The 18,277-nt window shown below is 72.5% G+C and carries 17 protein-coding genes and 1 pseudogene; 7 read left to right on the forward strand and 11 right to left on the reverse strand.

The window, feature by feature from the left end; all coding sequences use genetic code 11:
• On the reverse strand, positions 1 to 957 hold the full coding sequence (locus ACFY10_RS41760; protein WP_390670548.1) for a DUF6397 family protein: 957 nt from the start codon (positions 955 to 957) through the stop codon (positions 1 to 3).
• 126 nt (positions 958 to 1,083) lie between these two features.
• The gene (locus ACFY10_RS41765) at positions 1,084 to 1,497 is read right to left on the reverse strand and encodes a roadblock/LC7 domain-containing protein (RefSeq protein WP_390670549.1); all 414 of its coding nucleotides are present in this window, start codon (positions 1,495 to 1,497) and stop codon (positions 1,084 to 1,086) included.
• A 93-nt stretch (positions 1,498 to 1,590) separates the two neighbouring features.
• Between ACFY10_RS41765 and ACFY10_RS41770 the strand changes: the two genes are divergently transcribed.
• Entirely contained in the window at positions 1,591 to 2,019 is a 429-nt protein-coding gene (locus ACFY10_RS41770; RefSeq protein ID WP_390670550.1) for a PPOX class F420-dependent oxidoreductase, read from the forward strand.
• Positions 2,020 to 2,044: 25 nt separating this feature from the next.
• Here ACFY10_RS41770 and ACFY10_RS41775 read toward each other — a convergent pair whose 3' ends face one another.
• From ACFY10_RS41775 to ACFY10_RS41795, 5 genes are all read right to left on the reverse strand, one after another.
• Positions 2,045 to 2,650: an ATP/GTP-binding protein gene (locus ACFY10_RS41775; protein ID WP_390670551.1), complete on the reverse strand. Its 606-nt coding sequence runs from the start codon at positions 2,648 to 2,650 to the stop codon at positions 2,045 to 2,047.
• 96 nt (positions 2,651 to 2,746) lie between these two features.
• Positions 2,747 to 3,160 carry a DUF742 domain-containing protein gene (locus ACFY10_RS41780; protein WP_390670552.1) on the reverse strand — a complete coding sequence of 138 codons (414 nt, stop codon included), beginning with the start codon at positions 3,158 to 3,160 and terminating at the stop codon, positions 2,747 to 2,749.
• A 22-nt stretch (positions 3,161 to 3,182) separates the two neighbouring features.
• Positions 3,183 to 3,620 carry a roadblock/LC7 domain-containing protein gene (locus ACFY10_RS41785; protein ID WP_390670553.1) on the reverse strand — a complete coding sequence of 146 codons (438 nt, stop codon included), beginning with the start codon at positions 3,618 to 3,620 and terminating at the stop codon, positions 3,183 to 3,185.
• The gene (locus tag ACFY10_RS41790) at positions 3,617 to 6,139 is read right to left on the reverse strand and encodes a nitrate- and nitrite sensing domain-containing protein (protein WP_390670554.1); all 2,523 of its coding nucleotides are present in this window, start codon (positions 6,137 to 6,139) and stop codon (positions 3,617 to 3,619) included. Before ACFY10_RS41790 ends, ACFY10_RS41785 begins: the two co-directional genes overlap by 4 nt.
• A gap of 52 nt (positions 6,140 to 6,191) precedes the next feature.
• Positions 6,192 to 6,968 (reverse strand): MHYT domain-containing protein, encoded by a 777-nt coding sequence (locus ACFY10_RS41795; RefSeq protein WP_390670555.1) that lies wholly within the window; start codon positions 6,966 to 6,968, stop codon positions 6,192 to 6,194.
• Between the two features lie 152 nt (positions 6,969 to 7,120).
• Between ACFY10_RS41795 and ACFY10_RS41800 the strand changes: the two genes are divergently transcribed.
• A complete protein-coding gene (locus tag ACFY10_RS41800) occupies positions 7,121 to 7,720 on the forward strand; it encodes a class I SAM-dependent methyltransferase (protein WP_390670556.1) in 600 nt (199 codons plus the stop codon).
• A 4-nt stretch (positions 7,721 to 7,724) separates the two neighbouring features.
• On the opposite strand, the pseudogene ACFY10_RS41805 reads toward ACFY10_RS41800, so the two are convergent.
• A pseudogene (locus tag ACFY10_RS41805) lies at positions 7,725 to 8,371 on the reverse strand (alpha/beta fold hydrolase).
• A 7-nt stretch (positions 8,372 to 8,378) separates the two neighbouring features.
• Positions 8,379 to 9,275, reverse strand: a complete 897-nt coding sequence (locus ACFY10_RS41810) for an oxygenase MpaB family protein (RefSeq protein WP_390670557.1) — start codon at positions 9,273 to 9,275, stop codon at positions 8,379 to 8,381.
• A gap of 99 nt (positions 9,276 to 9,374) precedes the next feature.
• Here ACFY10_RS41810 and ACFY10_RS41815 point away from each other — a divergent pair, with 99 nt between their 5' ends.
• The 3 genes from ACFY10_RS41815 (at position 9,375) to ACFY10_RS41825 (ending at position 12,506) form a co-directional block, all read left to right on the forward strand.
• Positions 9,375 to 9,671 carry a hypothetical protein gene (locus ACFY10_RS41815; protein WP_390670558.1) on the forward strand — a complete coding sequence of 99 codons (297 nt, stop codon included), beginning with the start codon at positions 9,375 to 9,377 and terminating at the stop codon, positions 9,669 to 9,671.
• 136 nt (positions 9,672 to 9,807) lie between these two features.
• Positions 9,808 to 10,695: a hypothetical protein gene (locus ACFY10_RS41820; protein WP_390670559.1), complete on the forward strand. Its 888-nt coding sequence runs from the start codon at positions 9,808 to 9,810 to the stop codon at positions 10,693 to 10,695.
• Positions 10,696 to 11,114: 419 nt separating this feature from the next.
• Positions 11,115 to 12,506 (forward strand): tannase/feruloyl esterase family alpha/beta hydrolase, encoded by a 1,392-nt coding sequence (locus ACFY10_RS41825; RefSeq protein ID WP_390670560.1) that lies wholly within the window; start codon positions 11,115 to 11,117, stop codon positions 12,504 to 12,506.
• A gap of 4 nt (positions 12,507 to 12,510) precedes the next feature.
• Here the strand turns inward: ACFY10_RS41825 and ACFY10_RS41830 are convergent, their stop codons facing one another.
• Both ACFY10_RS41830 and ACFY10_RS41835 read right to left on the reverse strand, forming a co-directional pair.
• A complete protein-coding gene (locus ACFY10_RS41830) occupies positions 12,511 to 12,693 on the reverse strand; it encodes a hypothetical protein (protein ID WP_390670561.1) in 183 nt (60 codons plus the stop codon).
• Positions 12,694 to 12,824: 131 nt separating this feature from the next.
• Positions 12,825 to 13,880: a fatty acid desaturase family protein gene (locus tag ACFY10_RS41835; RefSeq protein ID WP_390670562.1), complete on the reverse strand. Its 1,056-nt coding sequence runs from the start codon at positions 13,878 to 13,880 to the stop codon at positions 12,825 to 12,827.
• A gap of 252 nt (positions 13,881 to 14,132) precedes the next feature.
• Between ACFY10_RS41835 and ACFY10_RS41840 the strand changes: the two genes are divergently transcribed.
• Both ACFY10_RS41840 and ACFY10_RS41845 read left to right on the forward strand, forming a co-directional pair.
• A complete protein-coding gene (locus tag ACFY10_RS41840) occupies positions 14,133 to 16,991 on the forward strand; it encodes a DEAD/DEAH box helicase (protein ID WP_390670563.1) in 2,859 nt (952 codons plus the stop codon).
• Positions 16,988 to 18,262, forward strand: a complete 1,275-nt coding sequence (locus ACFY10_RS41845) for an SWF or SNF family helicase (RefSeq protein ID WP_390670564.1) — start codon at positions 16,988 to 16,990, stop codon at positions 18,260 to 18,262. The genes ACFY10_RS41840 and ACFY10_RS41845 overlap by 4 nt, the downstream gene beginning before the upstream one ends.
• The last annotated feature ends 15 nt before the right edge of the window (positions 18,263 to 18,277 follow it).

Here is an 18,277-nt window from a genome sequence, read left to right on the forward strand (position 1 = left end):
TCACGGAGTTCTGCGGCGCAGCCAGCCCAACAGGCCGCGTGAGCGTCCCGGTTCCTCACCCACGGGCGGGCTGTGTTCCTCGGCCGTCGACGGCACCGGCGGGCTCTGTTCCACGGCCGTCGGCGGTGCGGGTCGGGCCCGTTCACCTGCTTGCGACGGCCTCGGCCGGGGAGTCGGGCGCGGCGCGGGCTGGACTGCGCGCGCATGGCTCACTGCCTGGGCGAGATCGGCCCGCAGCCAGTCGATCTCGTCCGGGTCCTGCGCCATGGCGAGGCTCTCGGCCAGGTGCGCGGCGGGCGAGCCCGGTGCGCCGTGCGCCTGCGGCCTGGGCCGGAACCGGTTCAAGTGGACGCGCTCGTAGGGATCCTGCACGATTTCCGCGACCTGAACGGCATCGAGCTGGGAGGCCACGGCCGCCGCGCACGCCCACGGATGCCTGTCGGCCCGGCGCAGCAGGAATCCGAGGTGCCGCGAGCGCCAGTTGCGGGGCCGAAGATCCAGCCCGGCCGCCAACTGCTCTCGCGGACCGGAGGGCGTACGGCCGTTCAGCAGCGGCGCGTTGTTCTCGTCGGCCGCGAACTGCCGTAGCTCTTCGGCCAGATAGAGCCAGACAACGGCCCGGTACCGGTTGAGGTAGAAGGTGACGGGCTTGACCACGCCCAGCCGGGCCAGCCGCATGAACCTGCCGAGTGTCACCTGCAGAAGCTTCGCGCCTTCCGTCGTGCCCACGGTCGCGACGCGTTTCTTCAGGGCCTCCGGAAAGCCGTCCTCGGCGCGCAGCCGGTCGATCTCGGTACGGGTGACCCGTCGGCCCCCGCCCCCTTCGTCGGGCACGGTGCGGATGTATCCGAGGTCCACGGCGAGGTCGAACTCCCCTCGCCTGAGCCCCAGTTCGCGTGCCGCCCGGCTCGGCGTGCAGGAGGTGGTGTGCGGTTGCGTGACGGTGTTGCCTGACATGGCCGGTCTCCCCCGTGGAGTACGTGGCTCGCGCCGTTCGCGCGGCCTCGGAAAAAACCGTAGCCGCTTCGGCGGATCTCGTGGCGAGCCTGTGGATAACTCCACGGGAGAGGGTAAACGTGCAGGTCAGATCTCTGTGGTCCGGGTTCGCTCGGGCTGCCGGGCCTCCACGTCGAGGTGTTCGCCCACGCGGTTGACGAGCAGGGTCATCTCGTAGGCGATCTGGCCGATGTCGGCCTCCGCACCGCTGAGCACGCACAGACAACTGCTGGTGCCGGCGGCGGTCACGAACAGCACCGCGTCGTCGAACTCGACCATCGTCTGGCGCACTCTGCCCGCGCCGAAGTGGCGTCCCGAGCCCTTGGCCAGGCTGTGCAGTCCGGACGACACGGCGGCGAGATGCTCGGCGTCCTCGCGCCGCAGCCCCGTACTCGCTCCCGTCACCAGGCCGTCGTTGGACAGGACCAGTGCGTGCCGCACATGTTCGACGCGCTCGGTCAGGTCGTCCAACAGCCAGCCAAGTCCCTGGTTCTGCGCCATGATCCGGTCTCCCCGTGTGACGACTCCCCCTGGCCGGAGGATCTCCACGCCAGCCTTCACCACGACCGCTGCGCGGGCAAGGAGGATAGGGGCATGGCGCAGAAGATGACCGACAAGGAATGGCGGGACTTCGTCTCGCACGGCACCCGCACCGGAAAGCTGGCGACCGTCCGGGCCGACGGAAGTCCGCACGTGACCCCGATCTGGTTCGTTCTCGACGGGGACGACGTGGTGTTCAACACCGCGAGCACGAGCGTGAAGGGGCGGAATGTCGTGCGTGACGGCCGGGTCGCCCTGTGCGTGGACGACGACCGGCCGCCCTTCGACTACGTGGTTCTGCAGGGCCGTGCCCGGATTTCGGAAGACCTCGACGAGCTCAGACAGTGGGCCGCCCGTATCGGGGCGCGCTACATGGGTGAGGAGCGTGCCGAGGAGTTCGGGGCCCGCAACGGCGTGCCGGGGGAACTCCTCGTCCGTGTCACGATCGACAAGGTTCTGGCGGAGAAGGCCGTCGCGAGCTGAGCGAGGCGCCCGTCCGCGGCATCCGTCAGCCGACCGAGTCGAGGAGCCGGGCGGTGTGCATCCGCCCGGCGTACTCGACGAGCCGGATCAGCACCTCCTTCCCCGAGTCGCGGTCGCGGGCGTCGCACAGCACCACCGGCGTGCCCCGGTCGAGGTCGAGGGCGCGTGAGACGTCCTGGGCCCCGTAAGTGCGGGCGCCCGTGAAGCAGTTGACGGCCACTACGAACGGGATGTGCCGGTGCTCGAAGTAGTCCACCGCGGGGAAGCAGTCCTCCAGGCGCCGGGTGTCGGCGAGGACCACGGCGCCGAGGGCCCCTTGCGACAGCTCGTCCCACAGGAACCAGAAGCGGTCCTGGCCCGGTGTGCCGAAAAGGTAGAGGGAGAGCCCGGACCTGATGGTGATGCGTCCGAAGTCCATGGCGACGGTCGTGGTGACCTTCTGGTCCACGCCGTCGGTGTCGTCCACCAACTGGCCGGCCTCGCTGAGCAGTTCCTCGGTGCGCAGCGGCCTGATCTCGCTGACCGCGCCCACCAGGGTGGTCTTGCCCACGCCGAATCCGCCAGCGACCAGAATCTTCAACGCCAGTGCGGCCGTCTCGCCGCCCTGCGCATCGGAGTGCTCGGAGACCATCGATCACTTCTCTCGGGAGTGCCGGTGTTCGCTCTTGATGTCCGGATGAGTACACGAGTCGGGGCTGTACGGGACCCGGTGCCGGTGAAGGTTCATCTACAACGCCCGCAGCCCCTCGATCACCTCGCGCAGAATCCGTTCGTCAGGAAGCTGCGCGGGCGGTACGGGACGGCTGACGGTGACGCAGCCGAGTTCCAGCAGGTCGCCGAGGAGGACCCGGACCACGCCCACGGGCAGGTCGGCTCCGGCGGCGAGTTCCGCGACCGACTGGGTCTCGGTGCGGCACAGGTCGATCAGGGCCCGATGTTCCGGCCCGAGCCCGGTGTCGTCGTCGACGCCGGGCGCGCCCTTGTCCAGGGTGACCAGCGCGATCAGGTCGAAGCGGACCCCGGTGGGGCCGGGCCTGGTGCGTCCGCCCGTCATGGCGTACGGGCGGACGAGGGGTCCGGCCTCGCTGTCGTACCACTGGCTGCCCGGCTCGAGCGGGGCGCCGGTGCTGTCCGCGTTCATGTGCGCACGCCGCCTTCACGCCTCATCGCGCGGCCGGTGGCCGCTCGGCGACGCGCGTCGGCGTGTACAGGTGCTCGCCGACACGCTTGACCAGTCGTGCCATCTCGTAGGCCACCAGGCCGATGTCGGCGGTGACGGCGGTGAGTACGGCGAGGCAGGAGCCGTCGCCCGCGGCGGCCACGAACAGGAAGCCGTCGTCCATCTCCACCATGGTCTGGCGCACACCGCCGGCGCCGAAGTGCCGCCCCGCGCCCTTGGCCAGGCTGTGGAAGCCGGAGGCCACGGCGGCGAGGTGTTCGGCGTCCTCGCGGCGCAGGTCGGTGGAGGCGCCCACGGCGAGTCCGTCGTTGGAGAGCACCACGGCGTGCCGTACTTCCCTCACGCGCAACACCAAGTCGTCCAGCAGCCAGTCGAGTTCGCCGGATCGCCGGTCGGCCCTCGTGCTCGGGTCCTGGATCATGCGCGGTCTCCTTCGCTGCTGTCGCTGCGCGATGCGGGATCCGGTCCCACACCGCGGCCGGGTTGCCTGCCGCCGCCGCGCGTCCAGCCGTCGCGGTAGGCCGCCATGCGATCCCGCACGATCTCGGGGGTGCGCCGCTCGTCGCCGGGGGAGGCCGGCGCGCGGGCGGGCTCCTCGGGGCGCTGTTCGCGCAGTTGGGGGGCGAGACTTGCCTGACGTACGCGGCGGGGCAGGTCGTCGGACTCTTCGGTGTCCTCCGCGGGACGGTGCAGACGCAAGGTGGTGACTCCGGGGGGTGGGGTGTCGGACGACGTCTCCACCGCGGCCGGTGCGTGGGCCACCAGCGCGGGCCGCTCGGCCGTTGCCGGGACGGACTCCTGGTGCGGGGCGGCGCCGGGCACGCGCGCGTATGCGCGTTCCGCCGGCCGCTGCGTGTCGGCGGCCTTGCCGGGGGAACGTTCCGCCGCGCCGCCGTGCAGCAGGGCGGTGGGCAGCAGGACGACCGCGGTGGTGCCGCCGTAGGGGGAGGTGCGCAGGTGCACCTTGATGCCGTGGCGGGCCGCGAGCCTGCTGACCACGAAGAGGCCGAGCCGGTCGCTGTCGAAGAGGTCGAGGGCCTCGGACTGTTCGATGCGGCGGTTGGCCTCGGCGAGGGTCTCCGTGCCCATGCCCAGGCCACGGTCCTCGACCTCGATGACATAGCCGTTGCCGACGGGCTCGCCGGTGATGCGCACGCGCGTGTGGGGCGGCGAGAACTGGGCCGCGTTCTCGACGATCTCGGCCAGGAGGTGCGTGAGGTCGGCGACGGCCGAGCCGATGACGGAGGCCTCGGGCAGCTGTCGCACCTCCACGCGCGCGTAGTCCTCGACTTCGGACACGGCCGCGCGCACCACGTTGGTCAGCGAGACCGGCATGCGCCAGGCCCGGCCGGGTGCCGCTCCGGAGAGGATGATCAGGCTCTCGGCGTGACGGCGCATGCGAGTGGTGAGGTGGTCGAGCCGGAAGAGGTCGCTGAGTTCGTTCGGGTCGTCGGAGCGGCGTTCCATGCTGTCGAGGAGGCTCAGTTGGCGGTGGACGAGGACCTGACTGCGACGGGCGAGGTTGACGAAGACCCCGGAGATGCCGCTGGCGAGTTCGGCGCGCTCGACGGCGGCCCGCAGGGCGGCACGGTGCACGGTGCCCAGGGCCTCGGCGACCTGTCCGGCCTCGTCCTCGGCGGGCGGTCCCGGCGGGGCCTCGGCCTGGATGTCGATCTCCTCGCCGGCGCGCAGCTTCCGCATGGCCTCGGGGAGGCCTCGGCGGGCGATCTCCAGGGCGCTGTTGCGCAGGCTGACCAGTTCAACGACGAGGCCGCGGCCGATGCGCACCGAGATGACCAGCGACGCGACCACCGCGGCCAGGCCGAGGAGCACCGCGGCGCCGGCCGGGGTGAGCAGGCCGCGGGTGAACGGGTCGGCGCGGTGCGCGACACCGCGCCCGGCACCCTGCTCGATCGTCCGCATGCCGTCCTGCACGCGCGTGTGCGCCGTGTTCCAGGTGGCGTCCGGTGCCGCGGCGATCGCCCGCCGGCCCGGGGCGGCGGCGAGCACCCGGTCCTCCGTGCTGCCCAGGGTGGCGTAGGCGCTGCCGTCGGCGAGATTGCGCCAGGCGGTGCGCTCGGGGCCGCTCAGGTCGGCGACGGCGGCCTCGGTGAGGGTGCGGCGGGTGTCGACGGCGCCGGTGAACAGCCGCAGCCGCTCGCCGCTGAGAGCACCGGCCAGGCGGGCGCCCGAGAGCACCGAGTCCTCCTGGGCCAAGGCCTCGCCCGCGCGGGAGAATTCGAGCAGCACGCGTGCGTCGGAGCCGAGGTCGGCGTCCTGGATGCCGGTGAGCGCGCCGCCCACCGCGAACGCGCCGTTGATGGTCTTGGTGTACTGCCCGTACGTCATGTCCCAGTCCGCGCGGCGGTCGAGCACGGCGGCGCGCAGGGAACGCAGCTGTTCGGTACCGGCGACGAAGGTCTTGAGCCGCTGGGCCACTCCGGAGGGCAGTTCCTCACTGTCGGCGACGGTGTTGTCGCCGCCGAGCCGCAGCTTTGCCACGGCCTGGTCGGTGCGGTCCGCGAGCCTCTTGTAGTCGCCGCTGCGCCCGGCCGACGGGGCGGTCGCACAGCGCACCGCGGCCGAGCGCTCGGCCTGCAGTGCGGCGACCGCCGTGGCGACCGGGGTGCGGATCTGGGAGTCGACGCGCTGCAACTGCCGTAGCCGGGAGACGTCCTGGGCGGTGCTGACGGTGGCGTACGCCCACAGGGCCAGCAGCGAGACGACCGGGACCATCAGCAGGCAGACGATCTTGGCGCGGACGGTGCGCGGCCGTATCCGCCAGCGGCCCCCGGGCGCCGGTGCGTCGCCCGGCACCGCGCCCTCGGGCTCGTCCGGGACCTCGTCGGCGGGCGGTCCGGCATGGGCGCGACGGCCGCGCGCGGCAGGCGGGGGCGGCGGCTCGGCGCCGGGGCTGGTGGTCCTACGGGGTGTACGCATGGCCTCCTCGCTCGGTCGGGAGTGAGTGGTTCGGGGGCGGGCCGGGCCGTCGTCAGCGGGCGACGGCGCTCTCGACCGGCCGCTGGGCCGAGGCAGATGCCTCGCGCTCCCCGGTCGTCGGCGACAGCGCAACGAAGGCCGAGGTCAAAAACAGGTAGGAGCCGAGGCCGACGGCGAGGGGGAAGATGAACTGCATCGCCGTGGCCCCGGGCAGGGCCTGGCCGGAAGGTGCGACGCGGACGCTCACCGCGAACATCGCGGTGTAGTGCATGCTGCTCACCGCGGCCCCCATGATCAGCGAGGCGATCGTGACGGCAATGGGCGACTTGATGTTGAGCCCCGCCCACAGGGCCGCCGTCGCCGCGACGACGGCGATCAGGACGGAGAGCGCGACGAGCGCCGGGTCGTAGCTGACGTGGCCGTGCAGCCGCACCGCCGCCATGCCCAGGTAGTGCATGCTCGCGACGCCGAGCCCGGTGGTGAGTCCGCCGAGGAGGAGCGCCCGGGTGCGGTCACGGCTGTAGCCGACGGCGAAGACGCCGACACAGACGACAATCATGGCGACGAGCAGGCTCACGATGGTGAGCGGCACGTCGTAGCGGATGTCGGTGCCGCTGACGCCGAAGCCGAGCATGGCCACGAAGTGCATCGTCCAGATGCCGGTGCCGATCGCGGAGGCCGCAGTGATGAGCCAGTTGCGGCGCGAGCGTCCGGTCGCTCCCAGCGCACGGACCGTGCAGCGCAGTCCCAACGCGGCGCCGATGCAGGCCATCACGTACGACAGCACGGGGGTCAGCCAGCCGAAGGTGGCGTGGTCCAGGTGTCCCATGGCCCCGGGACGCTAGTCCTGACAGGGGCGCGCAAAGGGCGCGCATTTCGAAACCTGTTGGAATATGACGCAGAGAGGTACCTGAACGATCGCGCCCCGCTCGAACATGTGCGCCGCAGCGTCATCCGTGTCGGTGAGGGATCATGCGGAACATGAGCGACGACCACACACATGTCCAGGAATTCTTCGGTGCCCGGGCCGCCGACTGGGACAGCCGGTTCCCCGACGACGGTCCCGCCTACGCCGCCGCGGTCGCCGAACTCGGGCTCCGCGAGGGCGACCGGGTGCTCGACGCGGGCTGCGGCACCGGGCGGGCCCTGACGCCGCTGCGCGCCGCCGTGGGGCCCTCAGGAGTGGTCGTCGGGGCCGATCTGACCCCGGCGATGCTCCAGGCCGCCGTACGGGCCGGAAGGGGTCGCGACGGGCAGCTGCTGCTCGCCGACGTCGCCGCACTGCCGCTGCGGTCCGAGGCGCTGGACGCCGTGTTCGCCGCCGGGCTCATCGCGCATCTGCCCCAGCCGGCCGAGAATCTGCGGGAGTTGGCCCGCGTGGTCCGCCCCGGCGGCACGCTGGCGCTGTTCCACCCCATCGGCCGGGCGGCACTGGCGGCACGCCAGGGACGCCGGATCACTCCGGACGACCTGCGCGCGGAGCCCAACCTCCGTCCGCTGCTGGCCGGTTCGGGCTGGCGGATGATCTCCTACGTCGACGAGGACGCCCGTTTCCTGGCAGTTGCCCTGCGGGAAGGCTGACGGCTCAGCGGCGGCCCGCGACCGCTGCCGCGAAGGCGTCGGGGTTGTCGAACGTGACGTTGTGCCCCCCGCCCCGGCCACGGTCACCACGCGCACACCCGCCGCCTCCAGGGCTTCCCTGCCCGCGAGTTCACCGCTCGGCTCGCCCTGCAGGTGGACGCGCTCGATCAGCAGCTGTTCGAGGATGCCGCGCATGACGGGCTCCGAGCCGCGCCGCAGGCTGATGGCCGAGCGGTGCAGGGCGCGCGGGTCGGCCAGCCGCATGGTCGCCGCCCACAGGGCGCCGACACTCTCCAGCACGCGCGCGTGGGCGCTGTCGACGAACGCGTCCTCCTCATGGGCGGCGATGCCGCTGCTGCCCGCGGTGGGCGGCGGGAAGGCGCCGAGGTTGGCCCCGGTGAGGACCAGCCGGGAGACCAGGTCGGGCCGCCGGCGAGCGAGCACGATGGCGACGGCGCCGCCCACGCTGTGCGCCACCAGCTCGGCTGCTGGTCGCGCACGCTGTACCCGGCGATCAAGCGCCCGGAGAAGGCGCGCCTCCTGGCGCGCGCCACGGAACCCAGCTCGACGACGCCGCGGCGCACGCGGCCGTGCTCCGGCGCAGGCCGGTCGGGCCGCGTCCGGGGCCGAACTCACGTGGCTGCGCGACACGATCCGCTCACTCGACGGCTGATCCGTTCACCCGGCGCACGGGACATCCACGTACGCCGGGAACCGGGCGGGTCCCCAGTTCGTTCAGCTCGTAGCCGTTGCGGTAGCCCTTGACCTCCCAGTTCTGCCGCGCGTAGTGGGGTGCGTGCCGCGGCGGAAGGAGGCGCACGACGCGTCCGCGCGCGCGGACCGCGCGGCGTACGAGTGCGCGGGTGACAGCGTTCGGGGGCGGGTAGCGGAAGGCGCTCAGGAGGTGGTCGTCGAGCAGGGCGAGGGTCGAGGTGCGCAGGAGGGGGGCGAGCGGGCGCGGGTACCAGGAGGCCATCAGCGCGAGGGTGGCGTCGGAGACCCGGCGTGCGCCCTCGTCCCAGTCGAAGTGGGCCTCTTCGTAGGCGTCGAGGCAGGCCTCGAACTCCTCGTAGGACTCGGGGACGGCCTGGATGCCCATGTGCCGGCCCAGGGTGCGGTAGTGGACGGCGGCGGCGACGGTCTCGTGGCGCGACAGCCGGCGCCAGCCGTAGGCGTCGATCCACCGCTTGGGCATCACGACGAACGTGCACAGCACGTAGCGCATGTCGTCGTTGCCGATGTCGTAGCTGCGGTGCATCTGGTTGATCCGGCGGATCGCGGTGTCGGCCTGCGGGCTGCCGAAGCCGTGCTCGACGACGGCGTCGAGCAGCAGGGTGGTGTCGTCGTAGCGCTTCTGGGTCCGCTGGGTGAGCTCCGCCGTCTCGGCGAGCAGCCGCCCGATGCTGGGTACGGCGTAGGTGCGGTACAGGGCCAATTCGAGGGCGCGGGTGAAATCCCACGGGAACTCGTAGGCAGCGCTGAGCCGGTAGATCTCGGAAGCGTCCTTGTAGGGGTCCATCCGCCGGATCTGTTCGAGCCGCTGGAAGCGCTTCACCGTAGCGTCCCCCTTCTGCCGCCGGAACTCCAACTCTACGTTGAACAGCAGAAGATGAACGATCGACCAGGGCAACCACGCAGGGGGAAGGTGGTCAGCATGTGGGGCAGGGTGCGCAAGTCCTGTGCAAGATTCCTCAACGCCGTTCGCGCGGACATCAGCAACGGCCGGGACAAACGTACACACAATCTTTTCGAGGCCGCCGCCGCGTACGTCTCGGCCTGCGCGGAGGACGACCAGGACCGGATCGAGGAGGCAGCGGGCTGGGTGTCGCCGGAGGCGCTGTCTTTCGGGGTCAACGAGCTGGCGTGCCGGGCTGTCATTGCCCTCGCGCGGGAGCGCGACGAGTCGCCGGGGACGGTGGCCCGCGCGCTTCTGGGGCTTCCGGCGGCCTGACGCGCCGGGTCAGGTGCGGTCGATTCGCCCCGTCCAGCCGGAAAACTGCAGCTCCGGGTGCGCTTGTGAGTCGTGACAAGCTGCTTCCGCTCGCACTAGGGTGCGCGCGATCGGATGAATCCATGGGGAGGCTGGGATGGCCGGGACGGACGAGGACGCCGTCGCCGCCGCGGACGATGCGCTTTATGTGCTGACGGCGGTACTTCTGACGCCGGCGAAGTTCCCGAGCGTGCTGGGTGACGACTATCCGGAGGCCTGCGCGGCGCTCGGCCTCGCGCCGCTCGCCGACGGATACGGCCTGGTGCTCGGCCAGGACGGTGACGGCGCCCGGTGGACCGTCGTGGTCGACGACGTCTCCCTGGTCGCCGTCGCGATCGCGTCCTGGGACTGCGGGATGGAGTACGACCTGTCGCCGGACGAGCGCTCGGTCGTCGCCGCGCTGCCGGGCTGGCCCCTCGCGGTCGCCGTGGCGGCTCCCGGCGTGCCCGAGCCGCACGATCCCGGCCCCGACGTCGTGGACGGTCCGCCGCTGGCGCCGCCGGACACCAGCAGGTGGGGGCCGGCCCAGCGGCGCCTGGGTGCCGACGAGATCGCACTGCAGTGGGCGGTGTGGCGGGAGCAGATCGACGACGCCTCCTTCACCGGCGCGAGCGAGCCCTCCGCGGCTGCCGAGGACGCGGAGGACGCCGCGGAGGAGGCTCAGGCCGAGACGGCCGTGCAGGACGAGCAGGGCGGCAAGGAAGAGGGGCAGCCGGGGCACGGCGGGGTCCGGCGGGTGCTCGCCGAGGCGCGCGCGTACGTGGACTCACCACCGCCTCTCGGCCGCGTCCGGTCGTCCTTCGCCCCGGGCGACGCGCGGACCCTGCGTGCCGACGGTCCGGGCTGGTCGCTCGTCGCCAGGACCGACGACATCGCGTTCGTGCTGCTCGACGCCGAGCCCGGCGAGGTACTGCCGGTCGGCCGCGGACCGGAGCTGCCGGGCCTGCTCGAGGCGCTCGACAAGATGGCCGTGCGCCCCAGCTGACTCCACGCGGACCGAGCCCCGCACGCGCTGCCGCGGCGGGGCGCGGGTCCTGTGGTCCGGGGCAACGACGGGCCACGTCGGGGTGCATGCCGGGCAGGGCGGGAAAACCAGGACCCTCAGGCGGGCGGACGAGTCCGGGGGGCGGGCCGAGCGTGAGGCTGTCGGGGCGGGGTCTGGGACGCCTCGGGGCCGCTCGTCGGCGCTGACCGTGAAGTTTGCACCCGCCTCCTTACGCCGATCTCCTTCCTCCGCACGGGACTTCACCTGCGGGCCCTGTTCTGGGCCGCCATGCGGTGGGCGTGTTCCATGTGGTTCCGGCCCATGGATGCCGTGGAGGCCGGACCGCACCATGGGGCAGCCGTCGGCGTCCGCTCCTGTGCGGGGCGCCGTTCCCTCCCGTCCTGCCCCGGAGGTCCGTCATGCGTCCGTCCCGCGGTGTTCCGCTCGCTGCCGCCGCGCTGCTGGCAGCAGCCCTCGCCCGGCCGTCTTCCGCCGCAGCCACGGCGGTCGGCGGGGATCACTGTGCCCGCCAGGAGCGGGTGCAGGTGGCGGGCGCCGCCTTCCAGCAGAGCGCCTGTCTGCCCGACCTCACCACGACCGGACTCGCCGGCACGCCGTACACCGACATGGCTGACCAGGCGGGACTGACGGCCAGGGCGACCCGCACCCCGTCCGGGGTTCCTGGGGTGCAGATCGACGGCTATTTCCCGGACTCCTCGCATTTCAACGCCACCCACGGCTGGCGGCACGACGCGCAGTTCGTGATCCGGTTGCCCGACCGCTGGAACGGCGGCCTGGTGGTCACCGGCGCACCGGGCACGCGCAGGCAGTACGCGACGGACACGGCGATCTCCGACGAGGTGATCGCCCAGGGGTACGCGTACGCGGCGACCGACAAGGGCAACAGCGGTGCCGACTTCTACCGCGACGGTTCCCGGCCCGGTGACGCGGTCGCCGAGTGGAACGCGCGGACCACTCAGCTCACCCGGGCGGCCAAGCGCGCGGTGGCCCAGCGCTACGGCCACGCCCCGCGCCGTACGTACATGACCGGTATCTCCAACGGCGGCTATCTCACCCGCTGGCAGTTGGAGAACCACCCCGAGCTGTACGACGGCGGCGTGGACTGGGAGGGCGCGCTGTGGACCGCGGACGGCCCGAGCCTGCTCACCTCGCTGCCGAAGGCGGTGGCGCGGATGCTGGGCTCGGCGGGGGACGAGGACTTGTACGCGGTGGGATTCGCGCGTGGCTCGGAGTTTCTGTGGCCGTACCACGAGAAGGCGTACTGGGGCGTGACGCAGAAGATCTACCGTGCCGAGTTCGACCCGGCGTACGACCCCGGCTGCCCCGGTGCGTCCGCCGGCAGCACCCCGGAGCAGATCCTGTCGCCGTGCCCCGCCGACGCGGTGTACGACTATGGGTCACGGCCCGCGTCCGTCCACCGCGCCGTGGCCCGCGTGGCGCTCACCGGGCGCATCGGCCGGCCGCTGATCACGCTGCACGGCGATCTGGACGCGCTGCTGCCCAAGGCCGCCGACTCGGACGTCTACGCGCGCATGGTCGCCGCGAGCGGACGGGGCCTGCTGCACCGCTACTACACGATCCAGGGCGGCACGCACGTCGACGGGTTGTACGACACCTATCCCGAACGGCTGCGGCCGATCCTGCCCTGCTACCGCGCCGCGTTCGACACCCTGGTGTCCTGGGCGGAAACGGGCGCGCAGCCGCCCGCGGACCATACCGTCGCACGGCCCGCGGACGGCGATGTGGTCGACTCCTGCGCGCTGGCCGACCGGGTCACTCCCGCGCGATAGTGCTTCAGCGGCCGAGCTCCTTGCGGGTGATGCGGCGCAGCCTGCGCCGCTGCGAGGGGTCCAGCGTGAGGTACGCGGCGGTCGGGACTCCCACGACTATCAGGACCACTGCCCAGAAGGGCAGCCAGATCCACAGGAAAAGCCCGAGCGCCACACCTCCTATGGCGATCTTCGCGTTCGTTGACATGTGCGTCGCCTCCTTCGCGGCCACTGCCGCTCTCTGTCCTGAAAACGGGCCCGCGCTCCCTGCAGTTCCGTACCGCGACCCTGAGACGACCCTGAGGTGCGACCCCGACTCGTCCCTGAGAACACTCTCCGTCATTCCGCCCTGAGCGGCTCCCCCACGTCGTGCAGGTGACGCAGGGCCTGCCGATAGGAGTCGACGAGCCCGGTCTCCGCATAGGGAATACCCAACTCCCGGCAGTGGGCGCGCACCAGGGGCTGGGCGAGCCGGAGATGAGGGCGGGGCATGCTGGGGAAAAGGTGGTGCTCGATCTGATAGTTGAGGCCGCCGAGGAACCAGTCGGTCAGGACGCCGCCGCGGATGTTGCGCGAGGTCAGGACCTGCCGGTGCAGATGGCCCCACCGCTCGCCGTTCGGGTCGGGCATCTCCATGCCCTTGTGGTTGGGGGCGAAGGCCAGTCCCAGGTGCAGGCCGAACAGCGCCTGGTGGAGGGTGGCGAACGCGAGGGCCCTGCCCGGGGACATCGAGGTGAGCAGCAGCGTCGCGTACGCGGCGAGGTGGGTCACGAGGAGCAGGCCCTCCACGGCGCGCTCCCGGGGCGTCTGCCGGCGCAGGTCCTGAAATCCGTGGATCTTCAGGGCGACGCCTTCGAGGAGGGTGAGGGGGAAGAAGAGCCAGGCCTGGTTGCGGGTCAGCCAGCGCCGGAAGCCCGACCGCTGCTTGGCCTGTGCGCCGGTGAAGACGAGGACGTCGGCGACGACGTCCGGGTCCTTGTCGATGTGGTTGGGGTTGGCGTGGTGGCGGTTGTGCTTGTCGTTCCACCAGGCGTAGCTCATGCCCAGGAGCAGATTGCCGTGGATCAGCCCGATGACACGGGCGGCCGTCTTGCCGGCGGCTATCTGGGAGTGGCCCGCGTCGTGGCCTATGAAGGCTGTGCGGGCGCCGAACACGGCAAGCAGTGGTGCCAGGAGCAGTGACCACCAGGAGTCGCCGGTCAGGATGATGCCCGTGACGAGGCCCGCCAGGGCGAGTGCGTTGGTGGCGATGCCGAGCGCGTACCAGGTGCGGCGCCGTTCCAGGAGTCCCTGGCCCCGGACCGTGCGCAGGAGGGGCGCGAACTCGCTTCCGGCGGTCGCTGCGTCGCGCGTGGCCCGCAAGGGTTCGGCAACGGCTGTGGTGGGCTCGGGCATGTCCGGTCTCCGGCTCTCTCGGGCAACGGGCTGACCTGAGGAAACGTACGAAGCGATGACCTGTTGCGACCATGGCGCCACCACCCGTGTCCGGGCGGGGGTCAGCCGGTGGCGCGCAGGGGGGTTGACAACACCCGGCAGCGAGACGGCGGGGGTGACGACCCGGCCGTGCCCGGTAGCCCGCCGATTGCTGTACCCTCGGCGACCCCGAGCCCAGTAGTCAAATTTGAGGAGTGCGGCTTCGCTGTGCAGATGATCCCCACGGCAACACCGTCCGAGATCTCCGAACTGGCCCGCTGCTGCGCCGTTTTCGTGCCCGGTGACCCGGCCCGCACCGGCCGGGTCGCCTTCTGGCGGGCCGACGGCACCGCCCCGCCGTCTCTTGCGGCCGGGTCCGCCGAGGATCTGGCCGTCGTCCTGCCCGGCGGCGACGGTGTCGAGCTGGTCGAGATTCCCGCCGTCCTGCTGCCGGTGCGGGCGGCGCTGCCGGTGCTCACGCGTGCGCGTACCGATGCGCACGCACACCAGGGGGCCGCCTTCTGGGGTGCGGCCGCTGTGCTGGCCCTGCAACTCCTCGCGCGGGGACTGCTGTTGCCCGGTCTGTCCCCCGGCGACCACGACGCCTGGCGCGTCGGCCCCCTGCCCCTGGACGACATCGACCGCATCCGCCGACTGGCCGCCGCGATGCCGCCCGAGGCGCACGCCATCCCGGTGGATGGCCCCGAGCCGCTGCGGCTGCCCACCCCGGAGGGGCTGCTGCGCGCCTTCCTGGACGCGGTGGCCGACACGCTCCCCCGCTCCCCCGCGGCCTCACTGGTGACGAGCGGGCCCGCCTATGCGGCACAGGCACCGCAGCACATGCCCGGGCAGCGCGCGTGGGCCGCCGATGTCGCCGCGGGCCACGACGCGGGCGTACGGCTCTCGCTGCGGATCGAGGTGCCCGGCCTTGCCGAGCTGACGCAGGACGACCCTGCGGTGCCGTTCCGGGCCGTGCTGCAGGTGCACAGCATCGGTGATCCGGCGCTCGTGGCGGACGCATCCGAGGTCTGGGGCAGCTCGGGAGACAGGGGCCGGGGTTTCGGCCCGCGCGCGCGGATGGACGCCCTGCTCGCGCTGCGCCGGGCGGCCCGGTCCTGGCCGCCGCTGACGCCCCTGCTCTCGGCGAGCGTGCCGGATGCCGTCGAACTCGGCGACGAGGAGGTGACCGAGTTGCTCGGAGCCGGCGCCCGGGCCCTCGCCGCGGCCGGAGTCGACGTGCACTGGCCGAAGGAACTGGCCCGCACGCTGACCGCCCGCGCGGTGACCGGCCCACCGGACGAGGAAGCGGTGGCCGACCGGGCCGCCTCGGCCGCACCGTCGTTCCTGTCCGCCGACGCGCTGCTCGCCTTCAACTGGCGGTTCGCACTGGGCGAGGAGCGCCTCACGCGCGCGGAGCTGGACCGGCTCGCCGAGGCGAACCGGCCCGTGGTGCGTCTGCGCGGCCAATGGGTCCTCGTCGACCCCCAGGAGGTGCGCCGGGCCCGCGCACAGCAGGACCGCAAGATCACACCCATTGATGCGCTGGGTGCCGCGCTGACGGGCTCGACCGAGGTCGACGGCCTCCGGGTCGAAGTGGAGCCCACGGGGTGGCTGGCGGCCCTGCGGGAGCGGCTCGCGGCCCCGGAGGCGCAGGAGCCGGTCGCGCAGCCCGCGGCTCTCGCGGCCACCCTGCGGGACTACCAGCGCCGGGGCTTGAGTTGGCTGGCCCGGATGACGTCCCTGGGCCTGGGCTGCTGTCTGGCCGACGACATGGGACTCGGCAAGACGATCACCCTGATCGCGCTGCATCTGCACCGGCAGAGCGACGCGTCGACGGCCGGTCCCACGCTCGTGGTGTGTCCGACGTCGCTGATGGGCAACTGGCAGCGCGAGATCGAGAGGTTCGCGCCCGGCACGCCCGTGCGCCGCTTCCACGGGGCGCGGCGCAGCCTGGACGCGGTGGCCGACGGGGAGTTCGTGCTCACCACGTACGGGACGATGCGCCTCGACGCGCGCCGGCTCGCCGGGATGCCGTGGGGCATGGTCGTGGCGGACGAGGCGCAGCATGTGAAGAACCCGTACTCGGCGACCGCGCGGGAGCTGCGTTCCATCGGCGCACGCGCACGCGTGGCGCTCACCGGCACCCCGGTGGAGAACAACCTGTCGGAGCTGTGGGCGATCCTGGACTGGACGACCCCGGGGCTGCTGGGCCGGCTCGGCACGTTCCGCGCGCGGTACGCGCAGGCCGTCGAGGGCGGTCGTGATCCGGCCGCCGCGGAGCGGCTCGCCCGGCTCGTACGGCCGTTCCTCCTGCGCCGCCGCAAGTCGGACCCGGGGATCGCGCCGGAGCTGCCGACGAAGACCGAGACCGACCGTGCCGTGTCCCTGACCAAGGAGCAGGCGGGCCTGTACGAGGCGGTGGTGCGCGAGACGCTCGCGGAGATCTCCGGCGCCGACAGCATGGCGCGGCGCGGGCTGATCGTGAAGCTGCTGACGGGGTTGAAGCAGATCTGCAACCACCCGGCGCAGTACCTGAAGGAGGAGCGGCCGCAGATCGCCGGTCGTTCGGGGAAGCTGGAGCTGCTGGACGAGTTGCTCGACACCATCCTCTCCGAGGGGGCGAGCGTCCTGGTCTTCACCCAGTACGTGCGCATGGCGCGCATCATCGAACGGCACTTGACGGCCCGCGGCGTCACCTCGCAGTTCCTGCACGGCGGGACACCCGTCGCCGAACGCGAGGCGATGGTGCGGCGCTTCCAGGACGGTGAAGTCCCCGTCTTCCTGCTGTCGTTGAAGGCCGCGGGCACGGGACTGAACCTGACACGGGCCGAGCACGTCGTGCACTACGACCGCTGGTGGAATCCCGCCGTCGAGGCGCAGGCCACCGACCGCGCCTACCGCATCGGCCAGAACCGGCCCGTGCAGGTGCACAGGCTGATCGCGGAGGGGACCATCGAGGACCGCATCGCCGACATGCTCGGCCGCAAGCGAGAGCTGGCCGACGCGGTGCTGGGCTCCGGGGAGGCCGCGCTCACGGAGCTGACGGACGCGCAACTGGCCGATCTGGTGGAACTGCGAGGGGGCGCCCGATGAACCGGCACGACGAGGACACGGAGCGCACATTCGCCGCGCTGCCGCCGGCACGCGGGCGGGGGTTCGCGGACACGTGGTGGGGCGAGGCCTGGCTGAAGGCCCTGGAGGACACGGCACTTGACTCGCAGCAGCTGAAGACGGGCCGCAGACTCGCCCGCGCGGGAGCCGTGGGCGCGGTGTCCGTGCGTCCGGGACGTATCACGGCCGTGGTGCAGGGCCGCGATCGTACGGCTCACCGGGCCGATGTGCTGCTGGAGGAGCTGGACGGCGAACAGTGGGGCCGTTTCCTGGACATGGCGGTGGAGCGGGCCGGACACGTCGCGGCGCTACTGGACCGCGAGATGCCGCCGCATCTCGTCGAGGACGCGGCGGCCGCGGGCGTCGAACTGCTGCCGGGCATGGGCGATCTGGAGCCGGAGTGCGACTGCGGCGCCTGGGACCACTGCGGGCACACGGCGGCCCTGTGCTACCAGGTGGCGCGGCTGCTGGACCAGGATCCCTTCGTGCTGCTGCTGATCCGCGGGCGGGGCGAACGCGCCCTGCTGGACGACCTCCAGGCCCGCAGTGCCACGCCCACGCCTGCGGAAGAGCCGGCCGAGCCCGAGGGGGTGGACGCCGCCGAGACGTACAGGACCGGCGGCATCCTGCCGCCCCTGCCCACCCCGCCGGAACTGCCCATGGCACCCGGCATACCGCCGTCCCTGGACACCGAGGCCCCGCCCGGACCGGGCGTGGACCCGGCCGCCCTGCAGTATCTGGCCGCCCGGACCGCCGCCGAGGCACATCGCCTGCTCGCCGAGGCTCTCCGTCCCGGGATCGAACAGCACGGCCCTGAACAGGAGTTGACGCTCGCGCAGGATGCGGTGCGGCTCGCCGCAGGAGCGGCTGAGAGTCCGGTGGTGGAGCGCCTTGCCGACGGTTCGGGACGGGACCGGGAGGGGCTGGCGCGCGCCACGCGCGCGTGGCGCCTCGGGGGTGCGGCCGCGCTGTGCGTGCTGGAGGAGGAGTGGACCGTCTCGGGCGAGGCTCTCGCACGCGCGCGTGCCGCCCTGGAGTCGGCCTGGGACGAGGACGAGCGGCCGTCGCTGAAGGCGAGCGGCAACCGGTGGACGGTCGTCGGCGCACCGGCACAGCTGCGCCTGGGGCGGGACGGGCGCTGGTGGCCGTATCGCAAGGAGCGGGGCCGCTGGGTGCCCGCCGGAGCCGCTTGCCGGGATCCGGCGACGGCTCTGGCCTCGGCGGAGCCTGCTCCCGGGGAGGAGCCCGCCTGAGACGCCCCGGGCGGA

The organism is Streptomyces sp. NPDC001401 (assembly GCF_042895385.1).
Taxonomy (GTDB): Bacteria; Actinomycetota; Actinomycetes; order Streptomycetales; family Streptomycetaceae; genus Streptomyces.